The following is a 23,232-nucleotide window of genomic DNA, read 5'->3' as shown; positions in this document are numbered from 1 at the left end:
GCTCTGGCGCGAGCAGCCTCGCTCCTACAATCAGGCGTGGGCGGCGGTCTGTTTTTCCGGGGCGGGGCTCCTTGTGGTCGTGGCAAGAATCAGTTCGGCGGCTTTCTCGGCGATCATCAGGGTCGGCGAGCAGGTATTGCCGGAGGTGATGCGCGGCATGATCGAGGCGTCGGCGATGCGCAGCCCGGGGATGCCATGCACGCGCAACTGGGCGTCGACCACGGCCTGGGCGTCGTGGCCCATGCGGCAGGTGCCCACCGGATGGAAGATGGTGGTGCCGATCTTCGCCGCGGCTTCATGCAATTGCTCCTGGCTTTGCAATTGCGCGCCGGGCAGGTACTCGCTGGGACTGAACGCTTGCAGGGCCGGGGCGGCGACGATGCGCCGGGTCAGGCGGATGGCGTCGGCGGCCACTTGCAGGTCCTGCGGATGGCTCAGGTAGTTGGGCTGGATCAGCGGCGCCTGGCCTGCGTCCACGGAACGGATCTCGACCCGGCCACGGCTTTGCGGGCGCAGGTCGCAGACCGAGGCGGTGAACGCCGGGAAGTTGTGCAAGGGTTCGCCGAAGCGTTCCAGGGACAGCGGCTGCACGTGGTACTCGAGGTTGGCGGTGGCCTGCTCGGGGCTGGAGCGGGCGAAGGCGCCGAGTTGGCTGGGAGCCATGGACAGCGGGCCGCTGCGGTCGTACAGGTAGCGCAGGCCCATGCCCATCTTGCCCCACAGGCTGCCGGCGATCTGGTTCAGGGTGCGGGCGTTGTCCAGCTTGTAGATCAGCCGCAGTTGCAGGTGGTCCTGGAGGTTGCCGCCGACCCCGGGCAGGGCATGGGCGACGCCGATGCCCAGGCGTTGCAGCAACGCCACCGGGCCGATGCCGGAGCGCTGGAGGATGCTCGGCGAGCCGATGGAGCCGGCGCAGAGAATGATCTCCCGGCGGGCCTTGAAGTCCTGCTGGCGCCCCTGGGCCATGGCGCGCACCGCCGTGGCGCGGCCGCCTTCGAGGAGTAGCCGTTGCACCTCGACGCCGGTCAGGACGGTGAGGTTGGCGCGCTGGGCGATGGGCTTGAGGAAGGCCTTGGCGGCGTTCCAGCGCACCCCGGCCTTCTGGTTGACCTGGAAGTAACCGCAGCCTTCGTTGTCGCCACCGTTGAAGTCGTCGATCCGGGGGATACCGCTTTGCTCGGCAGCGCTGCGGAAGGCGTCAAGGATCGGCCACGACAGGCGCTGGCGCTCCACCCGCCACTCGCCGGCGGCGCCGTGCAGCGGGCTGGCCCCGGCGAAGTGGTTCTCGCTCTTCTTGAACAGCGGCAGGACCTCGTTCCAGCTCCAGCCCGGGTTGCCCTCGGCGGCCCAGCCATCGTAGTCGGCGGCCTGGCCACGCATGTAGATCATGCCGTTGATCGATGAACAGCCGCCCAGCACCTTGCCCCGTGGATAGCTCAGGGCGCGGCCTTGCAGGCCCGGTTCGGCCTCGGTCTTGAAGCACCAGTCGGTGCGTGGGTTGCCGATGCAGAACAGGTAGCCGACGGGAATGTGGATCCAGGGGTAGTTGTCGCGCCCGCCGGCTTCCAGCAGCAGCACCCGGTGCTGGGGGTTGGCGGACAAGCGATTGGCCAGCAGGCAGCCGGCAGGACCGGCACCGACCACGATGTAGTCGAAAGCGTCAAAGGCAGGAAGCATCCGTGACCTCGTTGGCAGATTCTTATTAGCAGCTGTCCGTCATCCGCGGCAGCCTTGTGCCTCATCCTAGTTGTTAGCTTTCGTCAAAAGAATGTTAGTTTTTGCCCACCCGCTGTGCGTTTTCTAACAGTGTTCGCCCCAAGGCACCGGCAAGGAATCCCCATGTTCGACTGGAACGACCTGCGCTTTTTTCTCGAACTGCAACGCAGCGGGCGCCTGCTCACGGCGGCGCGGCGGCTGAACACCACCCATGCCACGGTGGCGCGGCATATCGAGGCGGTGGAGAAAGCCCTGGGCACCGCGCTGTTCGTCCAGCACGCCCAGGGTTATGAACTGACCCCGGCCGGCGAGGCGTTGCTCAAGCACGCCGAGGCCATGGAGAACGTTGCGCTGCTGGCCCAGGAGGAAATCACCCAGTCCAGCGCGTTGCTGGGCAAGATCCGCGTCGGCGTCACCGAGGGCCTGGGGGTCAAGTTCCTCGCCAGCCGCATGGGCGGCCTGTTCGAGCGTTACCCGGGGCTGGAGGTGGAACTGGTGGCGGTGCCGCGGTTCGTCAGCATCCTCAACCGCGAGGCGGAAATCAGCATCCACCTGGAACGACCCAGTGCCGACATGTTGGTGACCCGCAAGCTCACCGACTACCGCCTGGCGCTGTACGCCAGCCAGGCCTACCTGGACCGCGCCCCACCGCTGCGCAATCGCGAGGACCTGGGGCGCCATGCCTGGATCGGCTACGTCAACGACCTGCTGTTCAGCCAGGAGCTGATGTTCCTCAACAGCTTTTGTCGCAATCCCCAGGTGCTGTTCCACAGCACCAGCGTCATCGCCCAGCAAGAGGCAGCCCGCTCGGGCCTGGGGATCGCGGTGCTGCCGTGCTACATGGCCGCCACGGATCGGCAGCTGGTGCCGTTGCTGCCCACCGAGAGCATCCAGCGGGCCTACTGGATCAGCACCCGCCGCGAGCTGCACAAGTCGGTGCGCCTGCGGGTGGTCTGGGACTACCTCATGGAGCTGTGCGCCACGCACCAGCCGGTATTGCTGGGGACCGCCCCACAGGTCTAGGGCGGCTCACAAAAGCGGCCCACAGTGGGCCGAGCTGCTGAGCAGGTCGCCGGCCTGGATATCGACGAAGCGCGAGCCATAGGACAGCGGCTTGAGTGCCCCGCGTTCCTGGCCCATGCCCAGGCCGCCGGTGGTGCGGGTCTCGCCGTCCTGCAACAGTGGGTCCAGGCGTGCCTGGGCAGCCACCAGGCGCAGGGTCACGGCCTGGCGCCGGGCCAGCTTGCCGGCGAGCAAGGGGCTGGAGCGGTGCCAAAGATACTTGCTGAACAGCAGGGCATCGCCGGGCTCGAAGGCCTCTTCGATGCGCTGTCGCTCGAAACGCTCGGTCAAGGGGCCCGGGCTGGCGTAGGTCTGGCGCAAGAGCTCGGAAAGTTCGGTGATCGACTCGCCCTGGGCCAACTGCTGGGCCAGCATTCGCGAAAACTGGAAGTTGCCCAGGGCCGAGCACAGCGACAACGGCACCCAGGCCATGCCGCCACCCTGTGCCTCTGGGCGTACCGGTTGCAGGGGCAGCCACAGGCTGAAGGCCGGGTCTTGGGGGCGGATGTAGCGAAAGTTCAGCGAATCGTAGTGCCAGGCGAAACCCGAGCGCCCCTGGCCCAGCTCGAAGCCCTGGGCCTCACACAGGATCAGCCGGCTGTCGGTGAGGTAAGTCAGTACCTGGGCCAATGCCGGCTGGCCTTGGAGTTGCCGGAGAATGCCGTCCTGCTCCAGGCGGTGGGTCAGGCGGTTGAACCCCTCGCCAGCGCTGGCCTGGGTCGGGCGCAGTTGCTGCTCCACCAGCTGGCGCAACGGTTCGATGGCGGCGCTGCTCAGCAATCCCGGGAGCTTGAGGTAGCCCTGTTCGTGGAGCAGCCGCCGCTGATGCGGGTCCAGGGGCAGGGGATTGACCAGGCAAGGGGCGGGCGGCTGCGGCAGGTTCACGGGCGTATTCCATTACCGGGGACAGGTGCCTGAGTATGGATAGTGGCGTCGCTGACCGAGCGCTGGATTCGACCTCGACCGGTGTTTAAGCGACACCTGCCACCGGTTGCTGTCGGTGCGCGGCCAGGCTAGGGCGAGTCTGTCGCCGTTGGCGCATCGAGCGCTGTCAGGAGTTGGGGCCAGCAGCTTGCAGGTCTTGCTGGCGGATGTAGGAGTCCTGGCTCCGGATGAACCGGTCGAAGGCCCTGGAGTTGTAGACCTGCAAGCAAGCGTGCAGCACGACTTTTCCAGGACGGTGCTTGCTGTTGGCCGCGACCTGGTCATAAGCCTTGAAGACGTAGTCGGTGGTGGCGTCATAGGGGTCATGCAGGGTCGTGAGTGTGTCTTCGTCCTGCAGGACCTGATGCAGGCCTGCGCCCATGACGCCATACATGCCGATGGCGTGCCCAACGTCCTCGCCCATGGCCGAGCGCTCGGGAAACTGCCTGGCCATGCAGTAGGCCAGGCCATAGTTCTTCAGGGACTGGCGTGCAGCCGCCAGGTCCTGCGCGCCAGCCGGGCCCACGCCTGCCATCAGGCACAGCGCCAGCGAAAGCCTCTTCATCCTTGATCTCCTGAGTCATGGCCGGCAGCGGCCGTTGCGGCGCCGATGGTCGAAGCCGCCATCGCGCTTGTCAATGCCCCGGCTCGCCGGGGCGCCTGGCCAACCTGATAGCGCCCGCGGGCATTGGCGTGAAAAGACAAAAAGTCGTCATCAATTGAAGCCGGTCGTCGCCAGGGCCGTTGCTAGATTGGCAGCCGTTGCCGTGCCACCTCACCCATAACAATCAATAACGAAGGTGCCTATCGTGAGCGCTACCGCCGAACCTGCAGCCCTGCCGGGCGAGGCCAGTCATCGCTGGCTGCTGATCACCATCACCCTATGTGCGTCGGTGCTACCGGCGACCTTCCTCTGGGCCCCGGCCCTGTCCATGCAATTGACCTCGCAGATCGGCCTGAGCCCGAGCCGGATCGGCGCGATGTTTTCCCTGGAGCTGATCTTCAGCAGCCTGGCCACCTTGCCGGCCATCTACTGGCTGCGCTCGGGGCACTGGCAGCGCTGGGCCTTGCTGTTCGTGGGCCTGTACATCGGCGGCAACCTGGTTTCGGCGCTGCTTCTGGAGCGCCATTTCGACGCCTTCCTGGCGGCTCGGGGCGTCACTGCACTGGCCGCCGGTTCACTGCTGATCCTGTGTACCCGCAGCGTCGCGCACCTGGATGATCGCGGGCGGGCGTTCGGCTCGATCATCTTCGGCCAACTGATACTCGGAACCCTGGGACTGGCGGTGTTACCCAGCGCCTTCCAGCATTTTGGCCCCGGGGTGTGCTTTGCCTTGCAGGCGCTGTTGATGCTGGCCTGCGTGCCGCTGTGCCGGCACTTCGTCCGAGTCCCGCAGCTAGCTGCCAGCGGTGGGCGCCGTCGCTTGGGGGCTTCCAGGCATGGCCTGCTGGGGGTGGCCTCGATCTTCCTGCTGTATGTGTGCCTGGGCGGAGTCTGGACCTTCATCAGTGCCTTGCAGGCGCCCACGGCCATGGATCGTGGGCAGTTGGACCAGCTGCTGACCCTGTCCAGCGCGCTGGGCATCCTCGGCGCCGGCGCCGCCACCTTGCTGGGGCGTGATCGCTATCGCGGGACATGCCTGCTGCTGGGGTTCGCCGCGTTGATCCTGGCCTTGCTGGTGATGGCGGCGGTGCCCCGGGCGGATGCGGCCTTCATCGCGGTGCTGGTGTTCAAGTTCACCTGGACCCTGCTGGTGCCCTTCATGCTCACGGTGATCAGCCTGCACGACCGCGAGGGCGGCTTGATCAACCTGACCAACCTGGTCCTCGGCCTGGGGCTGGCCTGCGGCCCGGCGCTGTGCGGCTACCTGCTGGAAACCTTTTCCTACCAGGCGATGTTCGGCTGCGGCGCGCTGCTGGCCCTGCTGGCCGCCGCGGCGATCAACCTCGCGCACTTGCACCTGCCATCCAAGAGTCTTTGCCATGAAGCCTGAATTGCATCCTTCAGCGGGCGCCAGTGCGTTCCTGTTCGACGAACGCTGCCTGTGGTTCCACTCCGGCCGGGCCTCGGCCTTGGCGGCCCCGGTCGGCGGGTGGGTCCAGCCGCTGTCCAGCGGCTCGGGGGTAGCCTCGGCCGATTGCCTGCGGCGGCTCAAGGCGTTGATGGACGCCAGCGGCCTGAGCCGGCAGTTGCGAGTGGAGTCTGCAGCGCCGGCCTCCCTGGCGCAGATGGCCAGGGTCCATGACCTTGAGTACCTGGAGCGTTTTCGCCGGTTGAGCGAGCAGCAGGGAGGAGAACTGGGATTGGCGGCGCCGTTCGCCGCCGGAGGCTTCGAGCTGGCGGCGCTGTCCGCCGGGTTGGCCAGGGCGGCGGTGGAAGGCGTGATGCGCGGCGAGTACCAGCGGGCCTATGCCGCCTGCATCCCGGCCGGGCACCACGCTTTGCGGGACCAGGCCATGGGCTCGACGCTGCTGGCCAACTCGGCCATCGCCGTGGAGCACGCCATTGCCGAACTCGGTGCGCGGCGCGTGGCCATCGTCGATTGGGACGTGCACCACGGCAACGGTACCCAGTCTCTGTTCTACGAGCGCGGGGACGTGCTGACCATCTCCCTGCACCAGGAAAACTGCTTCCCCCCGGGCTCCGGCGGCGCCGACGAACTCGGGCGAGGCGCAGGGCAGGGGTGCAACCTCAACATCCCGCTGCTGCCCGGTTGTGGCCACCAGCAGTACCTGCATGCCATGGCGCAGTTGGTGGTGCCGGCGTTGCTGCGCTTCGCCCCGGACCTGCTGGTGATCGGCAGCGGCTACGACGCCAGCACCTACGACGTGCTCGGCCACATGCAATTGCACAGCGGCAGTTTCCGCGAGATGACCCGGATGATGGTGGCGGTGGCCGAGCGCCTCGGCCATGGACGCCTGGTGATGATCCATGAGGGCGGCTACTCGGAGGTCTACGTGCCGTTCTGCGCGATCGCCGCCATCGAGGCCCTGACCGGCCTGCAGACCCAGGTCCGCGATCCCTTCATCGAGTTCATCGAACAGCAGCGGTTGGCGGACGATTTCGACCGCCTGCACCGCCAGCGCGTGCAAACCCAGGCCCGGCAACTGGAGCTGGTGCCTGCTCCTTGAGTCCATCGCCCATACAGGTCCGACCATGAATCCTTCCAATAACAACAATCGATTCTTCGTCCAACGTGGGACTGTGCTGGCGTGCTGCGCCCTGTGGGCCGGGTGCGCGCTGGCCGGCCCGGATCAGCCCGGCACGATCGCGAACCCGGTCGCGCCAGCCCGGGCACCGAGCCTTGGCGAACAGCTGGATGCCCAGGGCATCGCCGTGCACGGCTTCGGTAGCTGGTACAGCTTGTACAACACCTACGGCGTGGGGCGTCGCCAGGACCAGAACAACCTGTTCCTGATGCTGGCGGCCGACTTCGACCTGGAAAAGCTGCTGGGCGTGAAGGGCGCCAGCGTGCACCTCAAGCAGAGCTATGCGCCGGTGGCCAGCAACGTCGACTACGGTCCGGCGCTGGGGGACATCTATGGCGCGGTGGCGCCTTTCGTGCCGAAGAAGGCGCGGCTGGTGCAGCTGTCCTACGAACAGCGCCTGCTGGAGGATGCCCTGAAGCTGGAGCTGGGCCGGAGCAACCCCGCGACCTCGTTCATGCAGCCGGCTTGTGCCTTCGTGTTCACCTGTTTCAACCCGCTGACGCTGATGAACGGCTCGGTGTTCGCCTATCCGTTCGCCTACTGGAGTGCCACGGCCCGCTACAACTTCGACGACAACCGCTTTGCCCAGGTGGGCGGCTGGTTGCTCAATGGGCAGATCCCCTTCGAATCCGGCTGGAACTGGCGCGAGGAGCGCCACGACGGGCGCTTCTTCCTGGCCCAGGTCGGCACCCAGACCCGTTTTGGCGAGGCGCTCTATCCCAGTCGTTTCGAGCTGGCCCTGTATCGCTCCACCAAGAAACAGCCCAACCCCAGCCGCACGATGGCCGGTACCTCGACCTTGCTCGACCCGGGCTCGGCGCCCAAGGTCCAGGAGCATGCCGACGGCATTCTCTTCAATTGGCAGAAGACGGTGTACCGCGCCGACGGTGGCAGCCGCCCGTTCGATACCCACCCGCGCAGCCTGACCCTGGAAGGCGGGCTCAGCTCGTCGCTGACCCCCGGGGTCACCGGTGGGGTGGATGCCTTCGGCTTCATCGGGGTCAATGCCCTCAACGTCATTCCGGGCCGCCCGCTGGATAGCCTTGGCGCGCGCCTGAGCTGGTTTCGCGTGAGCAAGGACTACCAGGCCCGCCTCAAGGATGCCGGACGCCTCTCGGGCAGTGCCTACGAGCAGCCACGGGACAGTTTCGTCGCCGAGCTCAATGGGCGCTTTGTCTTGGGCAGCGGCGTGACCCTGGATCCCTTCATCAACTACGTGCTGCAACCCAGTCGCTACCAGAACCCCTTCGCCGAACAGCGTCCGGCCAGCGGCTGGTTGTTCGGCCTGGGCCTGAACTTCGCCCTCGACCCGTTGCTGGGCTGGCGCCACTGATCCCTTGAGGAGAGTCCCGATGAACCTTGTGCAAACCCAGGACCTGATCTTCTGCAACTGGCAACAGGCGGCAGTGGACGGTGACCTGGAACAGCAACTTGCCGCCTTGCTCGAAACCATGGCTGCAGCCCTGGCCGAACGAGGGCTGAGCCTGGGCGCGATGCTCAAGCACAGCATCGCCATTCGCAATGGCGCCGTGGACCCGCTGGCGGCGATCCAGGCATTCCATCGCCAGTGCCATGCCCTGGCCCCCCGGTTGGTCCGGGAGCCCAGCGTCGGCACCCTTTTCCGGGTGCCGCACCTGTCCCGGGAAGGGGCGCTGGTGGCGCTCGAGGCGGTATTCGCCAGGCATGCCACGCCGGCACGGCGGGCCCTGTTCGACGACCTGCCGATGGATGTGGCGCGGGCCCTGGAGTATCGCGGCCAGGTGTTCCTCACCGGTTTCGAGGCCCTGGAACTGCTGGCCCCGGAGCGTGGCTTCAGCGCCGATAACCTGCAGGTCCGTCCCGGCCTGGCGGAGCAGGTGGAGGTGATCCTGGACAAGATCCAGGACAGCCTCCGGGCCCTGGACGCCGACTGCTCCGACCTGGCCCGCCTGACCCTGTACCTGCGCGCCGACCAGGACCCGCAGCACGCCCGACAGTTGGTAACGCAGGCTGTGCGCCAGCGGGCCGATGCCAGGGTGGCCGAGGCGCTGCAACTGTGCGTGCTACGTGGCCACGGCATGGTCCTGGAGGATTTCAAGATCGAGATCGATGGCCTGGCCTTGCGCCCGCAAGCCCCGCGGCCAACCTGGTTCAGCCTGGCGTGCGGCGAGGCCGGCAGCTTGTCGCTGGCGAGCGTGGAGCAGGCGGCGGGGGCCCTGGCCAGGCGCCTCGACACCGGTGGCCAGCCGGCGGCCTTGCAGGTGTTGCTCAAGTGTCCCGGCATCGAGGCCGGCCCCGCGGCGAGCCAGCCCTTGCTGGAAGCGTTCAGCCATCAATTGCAGCGTGAGCTGGGGCCCGTGGCGACGTTGCAGCTGTCCGTGGCGCTGCTCTGGGTCAAGGCCCTGGAGGCACCCGGTGCGGCCCTGGAGCTGGACGCCAGCCTGTTCATTCAATGAAGGAAGGAGTAGCAACATGTCGTTCGATACCCATACACGAGCCTGGGACCTGGTCCGGGACTTGGACCTCTCCGGCAAGATCTACCTGGTGACCGGCGGCACTTCGGGGCTGGGCAAGGAATGCGCCCGCTGCCTCGCTGCCCGTGGCGCCCGGGTACTGGTGCTGGGCAGCAGCGCCGAACGCGGCAACGCCGCCCTGGCCGAGCTGCGGGCCGCCACCGGCAGCCAGTCGCTGCACTTCGAGGCGGTGCGCCTGGAGTCATTGCGCGACGTCGAGCGGCTGGCCTCAAGGCTGCTGGAGCAGTTGCCGCACCTGGACGGCGTCATCGCCAGTGCGGGGATCATGGCCACCGATTTCGCTCGTACCGACGATGGCCTGGAGCGCCAGTTCGGCATCAACCATATCGCCCACCATCGGTTGATCACCCGGCTGTTGCCGTTACTGCGCCAGGCGGCCGCTGCCCGGGTGGTGCTGCTGACCTCGGGCGCCCATCGCCTGGCGGGCATCGATTTCGCCGATCCCAACTTCGAGCACCGGGCCTACGACCGCTGGACGGCCTATGGCCAGTCGAAGTCGGCCAACGTGCTGTTCGCCGTGGGCCTGGACCAGCACCTGGCCGAGGAGGGCATCCGCGCCCTGGCGGTGGCCCCCGGAGTGGTGGCCGGGACCAACCTGCACAATCACCTGACCGACGCCGACTTCGTGCCCTTGCTCGAACGCCAGCCCGGGCTGCGCCAGTTGACCCGGCGCAAGAGCACCGAGGAGGGTGCGGCGAGCATTCTCTGGGCCCTGCTGCATCCGCAATTGGAGGGCTGTGGCGGTTACTACCTGGAGGATTGCCAGGTGGCCTTGAGCAACGCCGATCCCCTGGATCACCTGGGCGTCATGCCCCGGGTGCGTGATGTCGCCCAGGCCCGGCAACTGTGGACGCTCAGCGAGCGGCTGATCCAGCAGGCCCTGGCTGGCGAGCAGCGGGAGGTGCGGCCATGAACCCGCTGGAACAGGCGCTTCCCGGATTCGATGACTTTGCCGCGCAGTTGTGCCTCAACCGCCTGCCCGACAGCCCGGCGCTGCGCGGGCGGCGCTTTGTCTTGGAGTTCGCCGAGCAGCGGGGCGAGCTGGCGTTCGATAAGCAGGGCGAGGTTCGTTGGCAGGGACTGCCGCTGGTGCTGGCGTCGGGGACGGCGCAAGCCGACGTGGTGCAGGCCTGTGCCGGGCTGTTTTTCATCGACCTGCCATTGCCGTCGGCGCAGCGCCAGAGCCTGGTGGTGATCATCGACGAGCAGCGATCCCGGGCCTTGCTGGTGCATTCCTGGCTGGATACCGAGCGCAAGGCTCGCGGGTTGGCCTCCAACGTCGGCCAGGCGCTGCATCACGCCGGATTGGATGGCCGGCCGGCCGGTGCACCGCCCGAGCGCAGCGATGAGCTGATCGGCAAGCGCGTGCTCAACCTCTACAGCCAGGACACCGCGGTGGAGCATGTCTATCTCAACAGTCGCTGGTACGCCTACCAGATCCATGGCGGCGTGCGCCATGGTGACTGTGATTGCGACGAGGCCAGCTACTTCAAGCTGCGCGACCAGCTGTACCTGGTGAGCTTTCGCGAGAAGGCGGTGGATGTGGCGATCGTCTTCGTCCTCGACACCAGGGCCTGGCGCAATACCGGCATGGCCCTGGGCGAAGTGGATGGGGCCTGGTTCAACGTGCCCATCGGCGCGCAGGTACGGCTGCTGAGCGAGACAGCGTATCCCGAAGGCATCTCGCCGCTCTGAAGGGCCGGGCATACTAGGGTCTGTTGCCATTTCGCCGCGACCGCGCCGGAGCCAGTTTTAGCGCGGGGCTAGGCACGAGACGCGAAGTTTGGCCGTCCAAATGAGCCGTCGAGTAACGACGCGCCGCGCTAAAACCGGCCCGTCCCTTCGGGTTGCGCGGCAACGCGGTTTGCGCCGAAACGGCAACAGACCCTACAGGAACTGCCGCCGGTAGCGCAGCGGCGGCACCCCGGTCCAGCGTTTGAAAGCCTTGGAGAACGCCGCGCTGTCGGCGTATCCCAGGCTGTCGGCGAGTTCGTCGATCCGCGTGCCGGGATGGCGCATGCGTTCTAGGGCGAGGCTGTGCCGCACTTGCTCCAGCAGCTCGGAGAACACCACCTGTTCCAGGGCCAACTTGCGCTGCACGCTGCGTGGCGACAGGCACAGCTGACGCGCGATGCGCTCCAGGGACAGCGGCTGTTCGCCCAATTGCCCTTCCAGCAGGCGCCGCACCCGCTCATGGAAGCTGCCGCTGTGTTGTTCGGCGCACAGGCCCTGGATGTGCTCGCGAAAGAACAGCAGGACGTCGGCATCGCAGCCCTGGCCGGGGCACCTGTGATCCAGCCAATGGCTGGCGAAGACGATGCCGTTGCTGGGCGCGGCATCCCGCACCGGGCAATCCAGCAGCCCGCCCAGGGCCTCGCGGTCCTTGGCCGTCAGTGCATGGCAGAGGTCGATCCGCTGGGCCCGCCAGTCCTGTCCCAGGCGCAACTGCAAGACATGGATCAGCATGCCCAGGCTGAACTCCACATCCTGGCGGCAGGCCCTGGCCGGGTAGGCGGGTAACTGGTAGCTGATCTGTACCTGCTCGCCGTCGATGCGCAGTTGGGTGCGGGTGCCGCCCTGCAGGGCCGTGGTGCTGAGATTGAGCTCCAACAGTGCGCCGTGCAGGGTCGCTTCGTTGAGGAACAGCTCGCGCAGCGGCGAGAGTACCGGTGAGCGGCTGGCGAGGCCGATGCGCGCGCCCAGCAGCGGGTCGTCCAGGGTCCGGGCCGCTTCTTCGAAGAAGCCCAGGTATTGATCCAGGGGAATATGGTCCGCGGGTTTGAGCCCTTGCCACCGGGCCTGGCAGGGCGATGGCAGGCGCAGCTGCCGCTCTTGCAGGTACTCGAGCAAGGGGCTGAGCTTCAGGCGGCGCACATAGGCGCCGACGGGGCGGGATGCAGGCATGGCGATGGCGTTTTTCTTATTGTTCTGCAAGGCACGTTCCCAGGTGGCACGCGCGGTCCATCAACCATACTAGACGAGGAGAAAAGCCCCGGACAATGGGCATCGTTCACCTGTTCTCGCCCCCTTGGGGCAGGGCGTTGCCATGCCCTGCGGGCTGCTCCGCGTGTTTCGCGCGGGGCTGTCGGCGAATAGCCAGCAGCAAGCCCATGGCCAGCAGGCCGGAGGCACCCGCCAGCAGCATGGCCAGGTGCAAACCGCTGGTCATGGCCGTGCGGTACAGCTCGCCGAACAGCGGGTTGTTTAGTGGCAACTGGTGTTCGGTCACCGCTTGGCGGGCCAGTTCGCCGGCGTTGGCCATGCCGCTGGCCCGAGCCGATTCGCCTAGCACCTGGATGGCCCGGGCGCCCATCAGGCTGCCGAGCAGGGCGATGCCGATGCTCATGCCGGTCTGGCGCAGGGCATTCATGCTGGCCGAGGCGATCCCGGCGCGTTCCGGCGGGGCGCAGGCCATCACCGTCAGGCCGGTGCCCGGCAATGCCAGGCCCATGCCCAGGCCCAGCAGCCCCAGCAACGAGCCCACCAGCCAGTAGGGGGTGTGGGCGTCGAACAGGGTCATGGCGGTCATGGCCAGGCCAACCAGGCCGTAGCCGGCCACCATCAGCCAGGACAGGGGCACATGCTGGTTGATGCGCCCGAAGCCGATGGCTACCAGGCCGGTGACGGTGAATTGCGGCAGCATGCGCAGGCCGGTCTCGGCAGCGGACCAGCCCTGGATCTGCTGCAGGAAGATCGAGAAGAAGAACAAGCTGCTGTAGCTGGAAAAACCGAGGATGAACGAGGCCAGGTTGGCCACGGCGAACGGGCGCTGGCGGAACAGGTCCAGGGGTAGCAGCGGCCGTTGCACCCGCCGCTCCACCAGGGTGAAGGCCAGCAGCCCCGCGGCGGCCACCAGCAAGGTCAGCAGGGGGCCTTGGCTGGCGAAGCCTTCTTCGCCGGCGAGGATCAGGCCATAGGTCAGGGCCGCCAGCCACAACACGCTCAGGGCCTGGCCCAGCGGGTCGAGGGCAGCGTGCTGCGGGTGCTTGCGCTCGCTGATTCCCCAGCACCCGAGGGCCAGGGCGAGGAGGCCGATGGGCAGGTTGATCAGGAAGATGCTCTGCCAGCCGACGGACTCCAGCAGCAGGCCGCCCACCAAGGGGCCGAGGATCAGCGCCAGGGCACTGAACGCCGACCAGCCGCCGATGACATGGGCCCGCTGGCGCAGGTCGGGGAAGGCGTGGCTGAGGATCGGCATCGCCCCGGGAATCAGCAGTGCCCCGGCCAGCCCCTGGACCGCACGCCCGGCCAGCAGCAACCCGAGCTCCTGGGCCAGGGCACAGAGCGCTGAACCCAGGGTGAACAACAACACCCCGGCCAGCCAGCAGCGCTTGTGGCCGAAGCGGTCGCCCAGGGGGCCGGCCGAGAGCATGAAGGCCGAGAGGCAGATGGCATAGGCGTTGACCACCCATTGCAGGCCGGCCAGGTCGGTGGCCAGGGCCTGTTGCAGGGTCGGCAGGGCGACGTTGACGATGCTGATGTCCAGCGAGGCGAGGAAGGTTCCGAGGTAGGCGGCGGCCACCAGGGCCGGGCGACGATAGCGTTCCATCAAACATCTCCCATGGAGGGCTGGAGAGGGGCGAGGCACTCAGGTTAGTATTTCGACTGACCGTCGGTCAATGGAAAATGATAAATATTCTCAACTCTCTTTTGCCCGGCAATTGCCCTAGACTGGCGGCCCTCGCCACCGCCCGGAATCGTTCATGATCGTGAAACGCCACAAGGCCCAGGAACCTGCCAGCGACCTGCCGCAGCCGCGAACCAAACCCGCCGAAGTGCGCCTGGAAGAATTGATGGGCGCCGCCCGCAGCCTGTTCCTGGAGCAGGGAGTGGAGGCCACCACCATCAGCCAGATCGTCGAGCGCGCCGGGGTGGCCAAGGGCACCTTCTATCACTACTTCCAATCCAAGAACGACATGCTGGCGGCCCTGGGCGAACGCTATACCCGGGACTTCCTCGAGTGCCTGGAACAGGCGGTGGCGGCCTGCGCCGAGGATGACTGGGTGGCGAAGGTCAGTAGCTGGATCCGCGCCAGCGTCCAGGCCTACCTGGCCACCTACCGCCTGCACGACATCGTCTACCCCAACCATCACCACCATGAGCGCGGCAACCCGGAGCGCAATGCGATCCTGCGGCAGTTGCAGGGCATCCTCGAAGGAGGGCGGCAGGCCGGTCGCTGGCCCCTGGAACAGCCGACGGTGATCTCCTCGCTGATCTATGCCGGGGTGCACGGCGCCACCGATGACGTGATCGCCGCCCGCCAGGAAGATGGCCAGGCCCTGGCCGAGGCCATCGTCCAGGCCTGCCTGCGGATGCTCGGCGTGACCCAGCCCTGAAGTTCTCCTCGGTACAAGGAAAGACCTCGATGAAACACAGCAAACGCCTGCTCGGCGCGGTACTGGCCGTGTTCCTGGCGTACAAGGGTTATGGCTGGTTCTACTACGGCACGCCCTACCAGGATCGCTACTACAGTGACGACCGGGCCTTCTACTACCAGAAGTACCGGCTGTTCAGCTGGCGCGCCAGGATTGCGACCATGACCATGCCCGGCGATGGCGACAGCTCGCGCTACTCCACCGGTGGCTACCTGCGGGTGTTCAAGGCCGATGGCAGCCTGGTGGGCGAGTCTTATGACCCGTGCATTGCGGTGGTGGAGGTGTCTTGGGGCAGCGAGCACGTGGTGGGCTTTGGCTGCGACGACCACCTGATAGCGTTGCCGGCCACGACCGCCAAGGACTGAAGCCCGGCGTGCTGCGGCCGAGTTGCACGTGGCCGCAGCGCAGGTTTCAGAAGCCGTTGGCCCGGGCGAAGTCCAGCCGTGGGTCGCTGATGCGCGTAAGGTTCACCGCGGCGCCCGACCAGCCACCTTCCATCTCTTCGCTCAAGTGATAGCGGCTCAGGTCGTACTGGATCGCGGTGCTGCCCAACTGCGGATGACCGATCCGGGAGGTGAGGGTCTGCAGCAGGCTGGAGATCAGGTACTGCAGGGGCGACTCGCAGGTTTTCAGGCCGATCCCGTAGTCGAAGCCCTGGTCGTCACGCTCGCGGAAGTAGCCCAGGAACTTGCGTTTGTCCAGGTTGAATCCAAGCACCCGGTTGAAGGCCTGGCGGCAGGCTTCCAGCTCTTCGCCGGCAACCCGGGGCAGGCCCAGGATGTTGTTGAGGTTCTTCAGGGTCACGCAGCCCTGGGTGGCGATCACCTCCGGCATCAGGATCACGTCCTGCTCGCCCTGGGCCAGGGGCTCGCGGTGCCAGGCGTTGAGGCTCTGGCGCAGCTTGTCCAGGCTGCCGGCGGTATAGCCGTTGTAGCCATAGATGTAGGTTGGCGGCAGCAACTGGTCGCGGACCGAGAAGGATTGCGCCGGGGGCAGTTCGGCGAAGGGTTTGCGGTACATGAACTGGCTGTAGTGGTCCATGGATTCCCGGGTGATCGACACCTTGAGGTTGCGTACCGACTTGCCGTTCTCCAGGGCCTGGAACAACTGCGTTTCGTTGAGCTGCGACTTGACCTCCACCGTGGCCACCACGCCTTCGATCAGGTACACGTCGGCCGAGCCGAAGGTGCGCAGGATGGGAAAGTCGTTGCGGTAGATGATCAGGTCGATCTGCTTGGAGATCCCGCCCTCGGCATCGACGATCTGCCCCGAGCCGATGCTGATATTGCGCGGCAGGAAGCGTTGCAGCACATCCCTGATGAAACTCTCCCGGGCGTCGCCCAGGATGGTCTTGTGGTCGGCGATGCTGCTGCTCACCGCAAAGCTGCTTTCCAGCACCTTGGCGATGGACTTGGCCCACCTGTTGATGATTGCCACGAGGTCTTCCTTGTGTGGATTGAGAGGGGCTCAGGGCAGCAGGTCGAAGTGCGCGCTGGCCAGCCGTTCGCCGTTGACCAACAGGTGCACCAGGTGGCGCCCGGGGTAGTGCCGGCGGGTGGTGAATTCACGGATCTGCTGCTGGCGGGCCAGTGCCTGGCGCCCCTGGCCGGGCAGGGTGAAGGTCTTGAGCTTGAACACCTTGGTACTGGTGGCGCCCGAGGCCTTGATGTAGTCGATGGCGTAGTCCACCACCAGGCGCTGGGGCTGCGAGCTGCTGGAGACCAGCTCCAGCGCCAGCTCCAGGCGCTCGCCCAGGCGCAAGGCCGCAGGCGTGACGGTGAAGTGCTTTACCTGGACCTCGGCCCGGGCCCCGGCGCCGATCAATGCCAGGGCCTGGCGCTCGCCCTGCTTGATCAGGCTGCGCAGGCCATGGCGGACGATCCAGGCCGTGTGCGGTTGCTCCAGCGGCCAGTCTTGCAGGCGTTGCAGCACCCACTGCGGGTGGTCCTTGGTGATGTCGTTGAGGTGGTTGGCCACCGACTTGCGCACATACAGGCTGGGGTCGTTGCGCAGTCGCTCGAGGATCGGCGCCGCCAGCCCAGGTTCGGCCTGCAGGCGTTCCAGGCGGAACGACCAGGGCAGGCGCGGGCGGCTGCCTTCGCTGGCCAGGCGGCGCACGTGTTCGTCCGGATCGCGCGACCAGTCGTACATATGCTCCAGGGTCGCCGCCTGCTGGTTGACCAGGAACGGGCGCACGGCGAACTCCGAGGAGCCGAAACCGGTGAAGAACTTCAGCGCCGCCATGGAACGGGCGAAGTCATGGGTGCCATGGCTGGCCACGAAGTGCGGCAGGAACATGCAGACGAAGCGGCTGTCGAGCCGTGGCGCCAGGGCATACAGCAGTTCCAGGCTGTGTTCGTAGGGCCCGGGCAGCACCTGGTGCAGGCTGTCGCTGACCCGCGCCAGGCGCTGCATCACCGAGAGCTCGGCCAGGCCCTGGCTGGCGCGCTTGAGAAAGCCCGGGTGGTCGAACGCCGGATACACCTCGCGCATGGCGTCGGCGATATGCACCAGGCGTTGCTGGTTGAAGATTTCCTTGAGGGCAGGGGCAGCGTCGCTCATCGAGGTTTCCTGTCAGGGGAGGGAGGCCGCCCAATCTAGACTGGGCGGCTGACAGAATCTGTCAGGAGAGTGCTTCAGCGCATCGGCGGTAGCAGGTTCTCTTCCAGGCGTTCGTCCTCTTCGTCGGCCTCGAACAGGCGGGCCAGTTCGGCACGGGCTTCCTGGGCGGTCTGCATGACCTTGGCCTCGTCGTCGTACACCTCATGCTGGGCGGCCAGCAATTGCTGGTCGTGCTGGGTGAAGCGCTGGATCCGCGAGTCGGCCTGGACCTGGCTGAGCCCGAGGCCGATCAGGGTCCGGCGGCTCATCTCCAGGCTCGAGTAGTAGGTTTCCCGCACGGCCTGGGCGCCCAGGTCCACCAGGCGGTGCACGTGCTGGCGGTTACGTGCGCGGGCGATGACCTTCAGGTGCGGATAGAGCTTGCGCACCTGCTCGGCGGTCTTGATGTTGGTGTCCGGGTCGTCGGTGGCGATGACGAAGAACTCCGCCTGGCCGACCTTGGCTGCGCTGAGGATTTCCGGCCGCAACGGGTCGCCATAGAACACCGGGATGCCGCCGCCGAAGCTGCGGATCAGCTCGATGGTTTCCACCGAGGTGTCCAGGGCCACGAACGGCACCTTCTGCGCCCGCAGGATACGCGCCACGATCTGGCCCATACGACCCATGCCGGCGATCACCACCCGCGGTTGGTCGGAGTCGATCCGGCGGTATTCGGCGGGCATCTCCACGGGTTTCGGCTTGGGCTTGAGCAGGCGCGAACAGGCCAGCAACAACAGTGGGGTCAGGGCCATGGACAGGGTGATGGTCAGCACCAGCAGGTCGTGCAGGCGCGCGTCGAACAGGCCCTGGTCGCGGCCGATCTTGAACACCACGAAGGCGAACTCACCGCCCGCCGCCAGCACCACCCCGAGGCGGATCGCATGCTCGCGGTCCAGGCCACCGGCCAGGCGCCCGACCACGAACAGCAACGGCAGCTTCAGGCCGATCAGCAGCAGGGTCAGGCCCAGCACGGCCAAGGGCGCGCTGAGCAGCAGGCTGAGGTTGGCGCCCATGCCGACGCTGATGAAGAACAGGCCCAGCAGCAGGCCCTTGAAGGGTTCGATCTGGGCTTCCAGCTCATGCCGGTATTCCGAGTCGGCCAGCAGCAGGCCGGCGAGGAAGGCGCCCAGGGCCATGGATACGCCCACCAGGTCCATCAGCCAGGCGGTACCGATCACCACCAGCAATGCGGTGGCGGTGGAGACCTCCGGCAAGCGGGTCTTGGCCACGATGCGAAACACCGGGCGCAGCAGGTAGCGGCCACCGACCACCACCACGGCGATGCTGCCCAGTACCTGCAAGCCGTGGCGCAGGTCCTCGGCGCTGCTGGTGTGGTGATCGACACCGGCCAGCACCGGCACCATGGCGATCAGCGGGATCGCGGCGATGTCCTGGAACAGCAGGATGGCGAACGCCAGGCGCCCGTGGGGGCTGGTCAGTTCCTTGCGTTCGGCCAGGCTCTGCAGGCCGAAGGCGGTGGACGACAGTGCCAGGCCCAGGCCCAGCACCACCGCGCTGTTGAGCGTCTGGCCGAAGAGGAACAGCGCCACGCTGCCGATCACGATCCCGGTCAGCAGCACTTGGGCCAGGCCGACCCCGAAAACCGCCTTGCGCATCACCCACAGGCGTCGCGGCGACAGCTCCAGGCCGATGATGAACAGCAACAGCACCACCCCCAGCTCGGAGATGTGGCTGACGCTCTGGGGATTGCCGATCAGGCCCAGCACCGACGGGCCGATCAGCACCCCGGCCAGCAGGTAGCCGAGCACGGCCCCCAGTTGCAGGCGCTTGGCCAGGGGCACGGTGACGACCGCGGCGCAGAGAAACACGACGGCGGCTTGTAGCAGGTTGCCTTCATGGGGCATCGGGGGGACTCCTGGTAGAACGGGGCGCTGGGATGTCGCCTGGCAGCGCTTGAACAAAAACGGCGTGGATGTTCTGAGACTGGCGGTGCTGCCGTCAAGGCACGTCTGCCCAAGTGCCGTGTGGCATGGATAGCGCTTGCTCCTGGGTCAGTGAGGCCATTGTTCGCGCAGGATCGAGACGAATTTTTCCGCTGCCGGCGATAGCGACGCGCCACGTCGGTAAACCAGCCCCAAGGTACGATTGACCACGGGATCGGTCAGGGGAATGCTCACCAGCGTGGGGTGGTCGGCGGCCGGCATGGCCAGGCTTGGCATTGCCGAAATCCCCAGGCCGGCTTCCACCAGTCCCAGGGAGGTGGACAGATGCTGCACCTCATAGAACCACTGCGGACGCCAGCTCAATCCGGACAAAGCATGATCCAGCAACATGCGATTACCGCTCATGCGCCCGACTCCGATCAGGCGATGATCGCTGAGTTCGGCCCACCTTACCGAGCTGCGTCCGGCCAGCTCATGGTCGCGCCGGCAAGCTAGCACGAAGGGTTCGTTGACCAGGGGCACGAACTCGATGTCGGGATGCTGGCCGCTCATCATGTTGATGCCGAAGTCCACCTCGCCTCGCAACACCGATTCCAGGCCATCGTTGGCGCTGAGATCGAGCAGGCGGATACGGATTTTCGGATAGCGCTGGTTATACAGGCGGATGACCGACGGCAGGAAGTAGAAGGCTGCCGTGGGGATGCAGGCCAGGGTCACCTGGCCGATTTGTCGCTGCGCCAATTCGCGAATGTTGAGGATCGAGTCGTCGAAGTCATCCAGCAAGCGCCTGGCTTTGGGCAAGAAGTCACGGCCAACGCTGGTCAGGCTGACTTTACGGGTGGTGCGGTCGAGGAGAGCGGTGCCCAGGCCTTCTTCGAGTTTTTTCATGCGTCGGCTCAGGGCTGGCTGTGACAGGTGCAAGGCATCGGCCGCCTCATGAAAACTTCCAAGTTCGGCGATTTTCACGAAGGATCTTATGTCCTGGAGCTCATATTCCATGAGGTTCTCTCAAGATAGGGGCTAGGGAATGTAGTGATGCACATTATTTAATTGATGCGTTGATCGCAATAATAGCTCTGATATTTGCATTGGAAACACTATTTGAATCCTGACACTCTTGCTTCAAGGACATTAATTTCCTTGATTGATCAACAAGAGTCAGTATTCATGCAGAAAATTCCTTGTGTATTGATGCGCGGTGGCACTTCCAAAGGGCCGGTTTTCCTGGCCAGGGATCTGCCCCTGGCCATTGCTGAACGTGATGAACTATTGCTCGACCTGATGGGGTCCGGTCACGAGTTGGAAATCGATGGTATCGGCGGTGGCAGCCCACAGACCAGCAAGGTGGCGATCGTCAGCCCATCGTTGCACCCGGAGGCCGATGTCGATTACCTGTTCGTCCAGGTCATGGTGTCTCAGCGGCGGGTAGATACCGCGCCCAACTGCGGCAACATGCTGTGCGCCGTTGGACCCTTCGCGATAGAGCAAGGACTGGTCAGGGCCATGGGCGCTGTGACTCAGGTGCGGATTCGCAATCTCAACACCGGCATTCTCGTTATTGCCCAGGTGCAGACGCCCGATGGCCAGGTCAGTTATGAAGGCGATACCGCCATCGACGGCGTGCCGGGCCGTGCGGCACCAGTGGCCCTGACATTTCTCGATGCTGCCGGCAGCAAGACTGGCCAGTTGTTTCCCACCGGCCAGCCCCAGGACCTGATCGACGGGCTGACTGTGACATGTATCGACATGGCAATGCCGATGGTACTGGTGCCAGCCGCCCAGTTGGGCAAGCGCGGTGATGAAAGTCCGGCGCAACTGGATGCCGACCCGCAATTCTTGCAGCGCCTGGAAAGCCTGCGCCTGCATGCCGGGGTAGCCATGGGCCTGGGGGATGTGAGTGACAAGGTGATTCCCAAGCCGGTGCTGGTGTCCCGGGCCCAGGCCGGGGGCACCCTGGCGGTGCGCTATTTCATGCCCCACAACTGCCATCGGGCCCTGGCTATCACCGGCGCCATCGGCCTGGCTACCGCTTGTGTCACGGCTGGTAGTGTCGTGGCCGAGATCTTGGGCGGAGTCAGTGAGCCGCCCTTGCAAAAGGTCCGTATCGAGCACCCCAGCGGAGGTATCGATGTGCTGTTGTCCTACCCCGAAGCTCCCCAGGGAATCCTTCGTGCCTCGGTGGTTCGTACCGCCCGGCGATTGTTCTCCGGTTATGTCTATGTACCGGCTTCACAATCGTTGGACGGCTAGCCAAGGCTGTCGCTGGTGCGCTTCGCACCAGAACAATTCCAAGAACAGGTGATGCCATGAACCATGTCGAATCGCTCCACCTGAGGATCCGTTTGCTGCGGGCCGGTCGTCAGGCCGTGCCGCGCATGCCGGACGGCGAATTCCCATCCCGATGAAAACCGGAAAACCTTACTGGCGCCCCAGTTCGGTCTGATCAGCACCACGGTTGCGCTGTCCCCCAATGCATCTGTTCAAGAGTTTGTGCCGGGTCCCCGAATGGTTGCCCGGCGCCACGGCGGCCGTGCGCCTGCATGCCGGCCATGCTCACCATAAAAACAAGAGAATCGACTTATGCTCGCGTTACTCGGCCTCGCCATGGTGGTGGTTTTCACCTTCCTGATCATGACCAAACGCCTGTCGCCCATCGTCGCCCTGACGGTGGTACCGGTTGTCTTTGCGCTGCTCGGCGGGTTTGCGGACAGTACCGGCAAGATGATGCTCGACGGTCTGAAAATGGTCGCTCCGTCGGCAGCGCTGCTGCTGTTCGCCATTCTGTTTTTCGGCCTGATGATCGATTCCGGATTGTTCGACCCATTGATTCGCAGGATTCTCAAGCAGGTCAACGGCGATCCGACCAAGATCGCCATGGGCACCGCCTTGCTGTCGCTGGTGGTGGCCCTGGATGGCGATGGTACTACCACCTACATGATCACCTGCGCGGCGATGCTGCCGTTGTACAAGCGCATCGGCATGAACCCGATGATCCTCGCCACCATTTCCATGCTGTCGTTGAGCATCATGAGCGGCATGACTCCCTGGGGAGGTCCTGCGACACGTGCCATCGCGGCGCTGGGCCTGGATGCCGGCGAGTATTTCGTGCCGTTGCTGCCGACCATGATCGGTGGCGCGGCCTGGGTAGTCTTCACTGCCTACCTGCTGGGACGGGCCGAGCGCAAGCGCATCGGCAACGTCCATCTGCAAAGTGGGGGTGGTAACTGCTACATCGAGGCGATTCTCGAAGACACGCCGTACAAGCGGCCGAAGCTGGCCTACGTCAATCTGCTGCTGGTTGTGGCCGTCATGGCGGCGCTGGTGTCGGGCCTGATGCACTCCGCGGTGTTGTTCCTGCTCGGTTTCGTCCTGGCGTTGATGATCAATTACCCTCGGCTGGATATTCAAAAAGAACGCATTCTTGCCCACTCAGGCAATGCAATGACCGTGGTCTTGCTGGTATTTGCCGCCGGGATCTTCGCCGGGATCTTTTCCGGTACCCGAATGGTCGATGCCCTGGCCCAGGCATTGGTGGACTGGATCCCGCCGTCTTGGGGTCATCTGTTTCCGCTGGTGGTAGCGGTTACCAGCATGCCGCTGACCTTTGTCCTGTCCAACGATGCCTACTACTTCGGCGTGGTGCCGATCCTGGCCAACGCGGCGGCGGCTTATGGCATTTCTCCCCTGGAAATCGCCCGCGCCTCGATCCTCGGCCAGCCGGTGCACCTGATGAGTCCGCTGGTGGCCTCGACCTTGCTGCTGGTGGGCATGGTGGATCGCGACATCGGCGACTTCCAGAAAGCCACGGTGAAGTGGGCGGTGCTGACTTCGCTGGTGATCATGGCCCTGGCCTTGTTGACCGGCGCCCTGACCTTGTTCGCCTGACTCGTTCAAAGCCCACTTTCGTTGTCTGGCGCGCCTGCTGGC

Annotated in this window: 20 protein-coding genes; 11 read left to right on the top strand and 9 right to left on the bottom strand. The window is 65.7% G+C overall.

Annotated features, from left to right (window positions below; translation table 11 throughout):
* Positions 1-30 precede the first annotated feature (30 nt).
* Positions 31-1,677: a GMC family oxidoreductase gene (locus tag CAG11_RS12220; protein ID WP_085596531.1), complete on the bottom strand. Its 1,647-nt coding sequence runs from the start codon at positions 1,675-1,677 to the stop codon at positions 31-33.
* Positions 1,678-1,839: 162 nt separating this feature from the next.
* Between CAG11_RS12220 and CAG11_RS12215 the strand changes: the two genes are divergently transcribed.
* Complete coding sequence (locus CAG11_RS12215; protein ID WP_085596530.1) at positions 1,840-2,739, top strand: LysR family transcriptional regulator; 900 nt, start codon at positions 1,840-1,842, stop codon at positions 2,737-2,739.
* Between the two features lie 6 nt (positions 2,740-2,745).
* On the opposite strand, the gene CAG11_RS12210 is transcribed toward CAG11_RS12215, so the two are convergent.
* The gene (locus tag CAG11_RS12210) at positions 2,746-3,663 is read right to left on the bottom strand and encodes a phytanoyl-CoA dioxygenase family protein (protein ID WP_085596529.1); all 918 of its coding nucleotides are present in this window, start codon (positions 3,661-3,663) and stop codon (positions 2,746-2,748) included.
* A 166-nt stretch (positions 3,664-3,829) separates the two neighbouring features.
* The gene (locus CAG11_RS12205) at positions 3,830-4,267 is read right to left on the bottom strand and encodes a hypothetical protein (RefSeq protein ID WP_085596528.1); all 438 of its coding nucleotides are present in this window, start codon (positions 4,265-4,267) and stop codon (positions 3,830-3,832) included.
* 244 nt (positions 4,268-4,511) lie between these two features.
* On the opposite strand from CAG11_RS12205, the gene CAG11_RS12200 reads away from it, so the two are divergent.
* Genes CAG11_RS12200 through CAG11_RS12180 form a run of 6 tightly spaced genes read left to right on the top strand, consistent with a single transcriptional unit; the run spans position 4,512 to position 11,120 of the window.
* A complete protein-coding gene (locus CAG11_RS12200; RefSeq protein ID WP_085596527.1) occupies positions 4,512-5,696 on the top strand; it encodes an MFS transporter in 1,185 nt (394 codons plus the stop codon).
* A complete protein-coding gene (locus CAG11_RS12195) occupies positions 5,686-6,834 on the top strand; it encodes a class II histone deacetylase (protein ID WP_085596526.1) in 1,149 nt (382 codons plus the stop codon). The genes CAG11_RS12200 and CAG11_RS12195 overlap by 11 nt, the downstream gene beginning before the upstream one ends.
* A 25-nt stretch (positions 6,835-6,859) precedes the next feature.
* Positions 6,860-8,245, top strand: a complete 1,386-nt coding sequence (locus CAG11_RS12190; protein ID WP_085596525.1) for a carbohydrate porin — start codon at positions 6,860-6,862, stop codon at positions 8,243-8,245.
* 19 nt (positions 8,246-8,264) lie between these two features.
* The gene (locus tag CAG11_RS33610; RefSeq protein WP_158091418.1) at positions 8,265-9,347 is read left to right on the top strand and encodes a hypothetical protein; all 1,083 of its coding nucleotides are present in this window, start codon (positions 8,265-8,267) and stop codon (positions 9,345-9,347) included.
* Positions 9,348-9,363: 16 nt separating this feature from the next.
* On the top strand, positions 9,364-10,338 hold the full coding sequence (locus CAG11_RS12185; protein WP_158091417.1) for an SDR family NAD(P)-dependent oxidoreductase: 975 nt from the start codon (positions 9,364-9,366) through the stop codon (positions 10,336-10,338).
* The gene (locus CAG11_RS12180; protein WP_085596523.1) at positions 10,335-11,120 is read left to right on the top strand and encodes a MoaF C-terminal domain-containing protein; all 786 of its coding nucleotides are present in this window, start codon (positions 10,335-10,337) and stop codon (positions 11,118-11,120) included. The genes CAG11_RS12185 and CAG11_RS12180 overlap by 4 nt, the downstream gene beginning before the upstream one ends.
* A gap of 192 nt (positions 11,121-11,312) precedes the next feature.
* Here the strand turns inward: CAG11_RS12180 and CAG11_RS12175 are convergent, their stop codons facing one another.
* Entirely contained in the window at positions 11,313-12,329 is a 1,017-nt protein-coding gene (locus CAG11_RS12175; protein WP_143494546.1) for an AraC family transcriptional regulator, read from the bottom strand.
* Positions 12,330-12,435: 106 nt separating this feature from the next.
* Positions 12,436-13,974, bottom strand: a complete 1,539-nt coding sequence (locus CAG11_RS12170; protein ID WP_085596521.1) for an MFS transporter — start codon at positions 13,972-13,974, stop codon at positions 12,436-12,438.
* A 154-nt stretch (positions 13,975-14,128) separates the two neighbouring features.
* On the opposite strand from CAG11_RS12170, the gene CAG11_RS12165 reads away from it, so the two are divergent.
* Both CAG11_RS12165 and CAG11_RS12160 read left to right on the top strand, forming a co-directional pair.
* Positions 14,129-14,761, top strand: coding sequence for a TetR/AcrR family transcriptional regulator (locus CAG11_RS12165; protein ID WP_085596520.1), 633 nt, complete (start codon positions 14,129-14,131; stop codon positions 14,759-14,761).
* 29 nt (positions 14,762-14,790) lie between these two features.
* Entirely contained in the window at positions 14,791-15,165 is a 375-nt protein-coding gene (locus CAG11_RS12160; RefSeq protein ID WP_085596519.1) for a hypothetical protein, read from the top strand.
* Between the two features lie 46 nt (positions 15,166-15,211).
* Here the strand turns inward: CAG11_RS12160 and CAG11_RS12155 are convergent, their stop codons facing one another.
* The 4 genes from CAG11_RS12155 to CAG11_RS12140 form a co-directional block, all read right to left on the bottom strand.
* Positions 15,212-16,237 (bottom strand): DUF6602 domain-containing protein, encoded by a 1,026-nt coding sequence (locus CAG11_RS12155; protein ID WP_085596518.1) that lies wholly within the window; start codon positions 16,235-16,237, stop codon positions 15,212-15,214.
* 30 nt (positions 16,238-16,267) lie between these two features.
* Positions 16,268-17,362 carry a DNA alkylation repair protein gene (locus tag CAG11_RS12150; protein WP_085596517.1) on the bottom strand — a complete coding sequence of 365 codons (1,095 nt, stop codon included), beginning with the start codon at positions 17,360-17,362 and terminating at the stop codon, positions 16,268-16,270.
* A gap of 74 nt (positions 17,363-17,436) precedes the next feature.
* Complete coding sequence (locus CAG11_RS12145; RefSeq protein WP_085596516.1) at positions 17,437-19,266, bottom strand: monovalent cation:proton antiporter-2 (CPA2) family protein; 1,830 nt, start codon at positions 19,264-19,266, stop codon at positions 17,437-17,439.
* Positions 19,267-19,413: 147 nt separating this feature from the next.
* Positions 19,414-20,304 carry a LysR family transcriptional regulator gene (locus tag CAG11_RS12140; protein ID WP_085596515.1) on the bottom strand — a complete coding sequence of 297 codons (891 nt, stop codon included), beginning with the start codon at positions 20,302-20,304 and terminating at the stop codon, positions 19,414-19,416.
* Between the two features lie 168 nt (positions 20,305-20,472).
* On the opposite strand from CAG11_RS12140, the gene CAG11_RS12135 reads away from it, so the two are divergent.
* A complete protein-coding gene (locus CAG11_RS12135; RefSeq protein ID WP_085596514.1) occupies positions 20,473-21,555 on the top strand; it encodes a 4-oxalomesaconate tautomerase in 1,083 nt (360 codons plus the stop codon).
* Positions 21,556-21,885: 330 nt separating this feature from the next.
* Entirely contained in the window at positions 21,886-23,190 is a 1,305-nt protein-coding gene (locus tag CAG11_RS12130; RefSeq protein ID WP_085596513.1) for a CitMHS family transporter, read from the top strand.
* Positions 23,191-23,232 lie beyond the last annotated feature (42 nt).

Source organism: Pseudomonas sp. B6(2017), assembly GCF_002112765.1.
In the GTDB taxonomy this organism is placed as follows: Bacteria; Pseudomonadota; Gammaproteobacteria; order Pseudomonadales; family Pseudomonadaceae; genus Aquipseudomonas; species Aquipseudomonas piscis.
This window is presented reverse-complemented; position numbering and strand designations above follow the sequence as displayed.

Coding starts and splice junctions, on each gene's coding strand:
- CAG11_RS12185 (WP_158091417.1), top strand. CDS start 9,364: ATGTCGTTCGATACCCATACACGAGCCTGGGACCTGGTCCGGGACTTG.
- CAG11_RS12180 (WP_085596523.1), top strand. CDS start 10,335: ATGAACCCGCTGGAACAGGCGCTTCCCGGATTCGATGACTTTGCCGCG.
- CAG11_RS12130 (WP_085596513.1), top strand. CDS start 21,886: ATGCTCGCGTTACTCGGCCTCGCCATGGTGGTGGTTTTCACCTTCCTG.
- CAG11_RS12135 (WP_085596514.1), top strand. CDS start 20,473: ATGCAGAAAATTCCTTGTGTATTGATGCGCGGTGGCACTTCCAAAGGG.
- CAG11_RS12175 (WP_143494546.1), bottom strand. CDS start 12,329: ATGCCTGCATCCCGCCCCGTCGGCGCCTATGTGCGCCGCCTGAAGCTC.
- CAG11_RS12170 (WP_085596521.1), bottom strand. CDS start 13,974: ATGGAACGCTATCGTCGCCCGGCCCTGGTGGCCGCCGCCTACCTCGGA.
- CAG11_RS12140 (WP_085596515.1), bottom strand. CDS start 20,304: ATGGAATATGAGCTCCAGGACATAAGATCCTTCGTGAAAATCGCCGAA.
- CAG11_RS33610 (WP_158091418.1), top strand. CDS start 8,265: ATGAACCTTGTGCAAACCCAGGACCTGATCTTCTGCAACTGGCAACAG.
- CAG11_RS12145 (WP_085596516.1), bottom strand. CDS start 19,266: ATGCCCCATGAAGGCAACCTGCTACAAGCCGCCGTCGTGTTTCTCTGC.
- CAG11_RS12220 (WP_085596531.1), bottom strand. CDS start 1,677: ATGCTTCCTGCCTTTGACGCTTTCGACTACATCGTGGTCGGTGCCGGT.
- CAG11_RS12205 (WP_085596528.1), bottom strand. CDS start 4,267: ATGAAGAGGCTTTCGCTGGCGCTGTGCCTGATGGCAGGCGTGGGCCCG.
- CAG11_RS12150 (WP_085596517.1), bottom strand. CDS start 17,362: ATGAGCGACGCTGCCCCTGCCCTCAAGGAAATCTTCAACCAGCAACGC.
- CAG11_RS12160 (WP_085596519.1), top strand. CDS start 14,791: ATGAAACACAGCAAACGCCTGCTCGGCGCGGTACTGGCCGTGTTCCTG.
- CAG11_RS12195 (WP_085596526.1), top strand. CDS start 5,686: ATGAAGCCTGAATTGCATCCTTCAGCGGGCGCCAGTGCGTTCCTGTTC.
- CAG11_RS12165 (WP_085596520.1), top strand. CDS start 14,129: ATGATCGTGAAACGCCACAAGGCCCAGGAACCTGCCAGCGACCTGCCG.
- CAG11_RS12190 (WP_085596525.1), top strand. CDS start 6,860: ATGAATCCTTCCAATAACAACAATCGATTCTTCGTCCAACGTGGGACT.
- CAG11_RS12215 (WP_085596530.1), top strand. CDS start 1,840: ATGTTCGACTGGAACGACCTGCGCTTTTTTCTCGAACTGCAACGCAGC.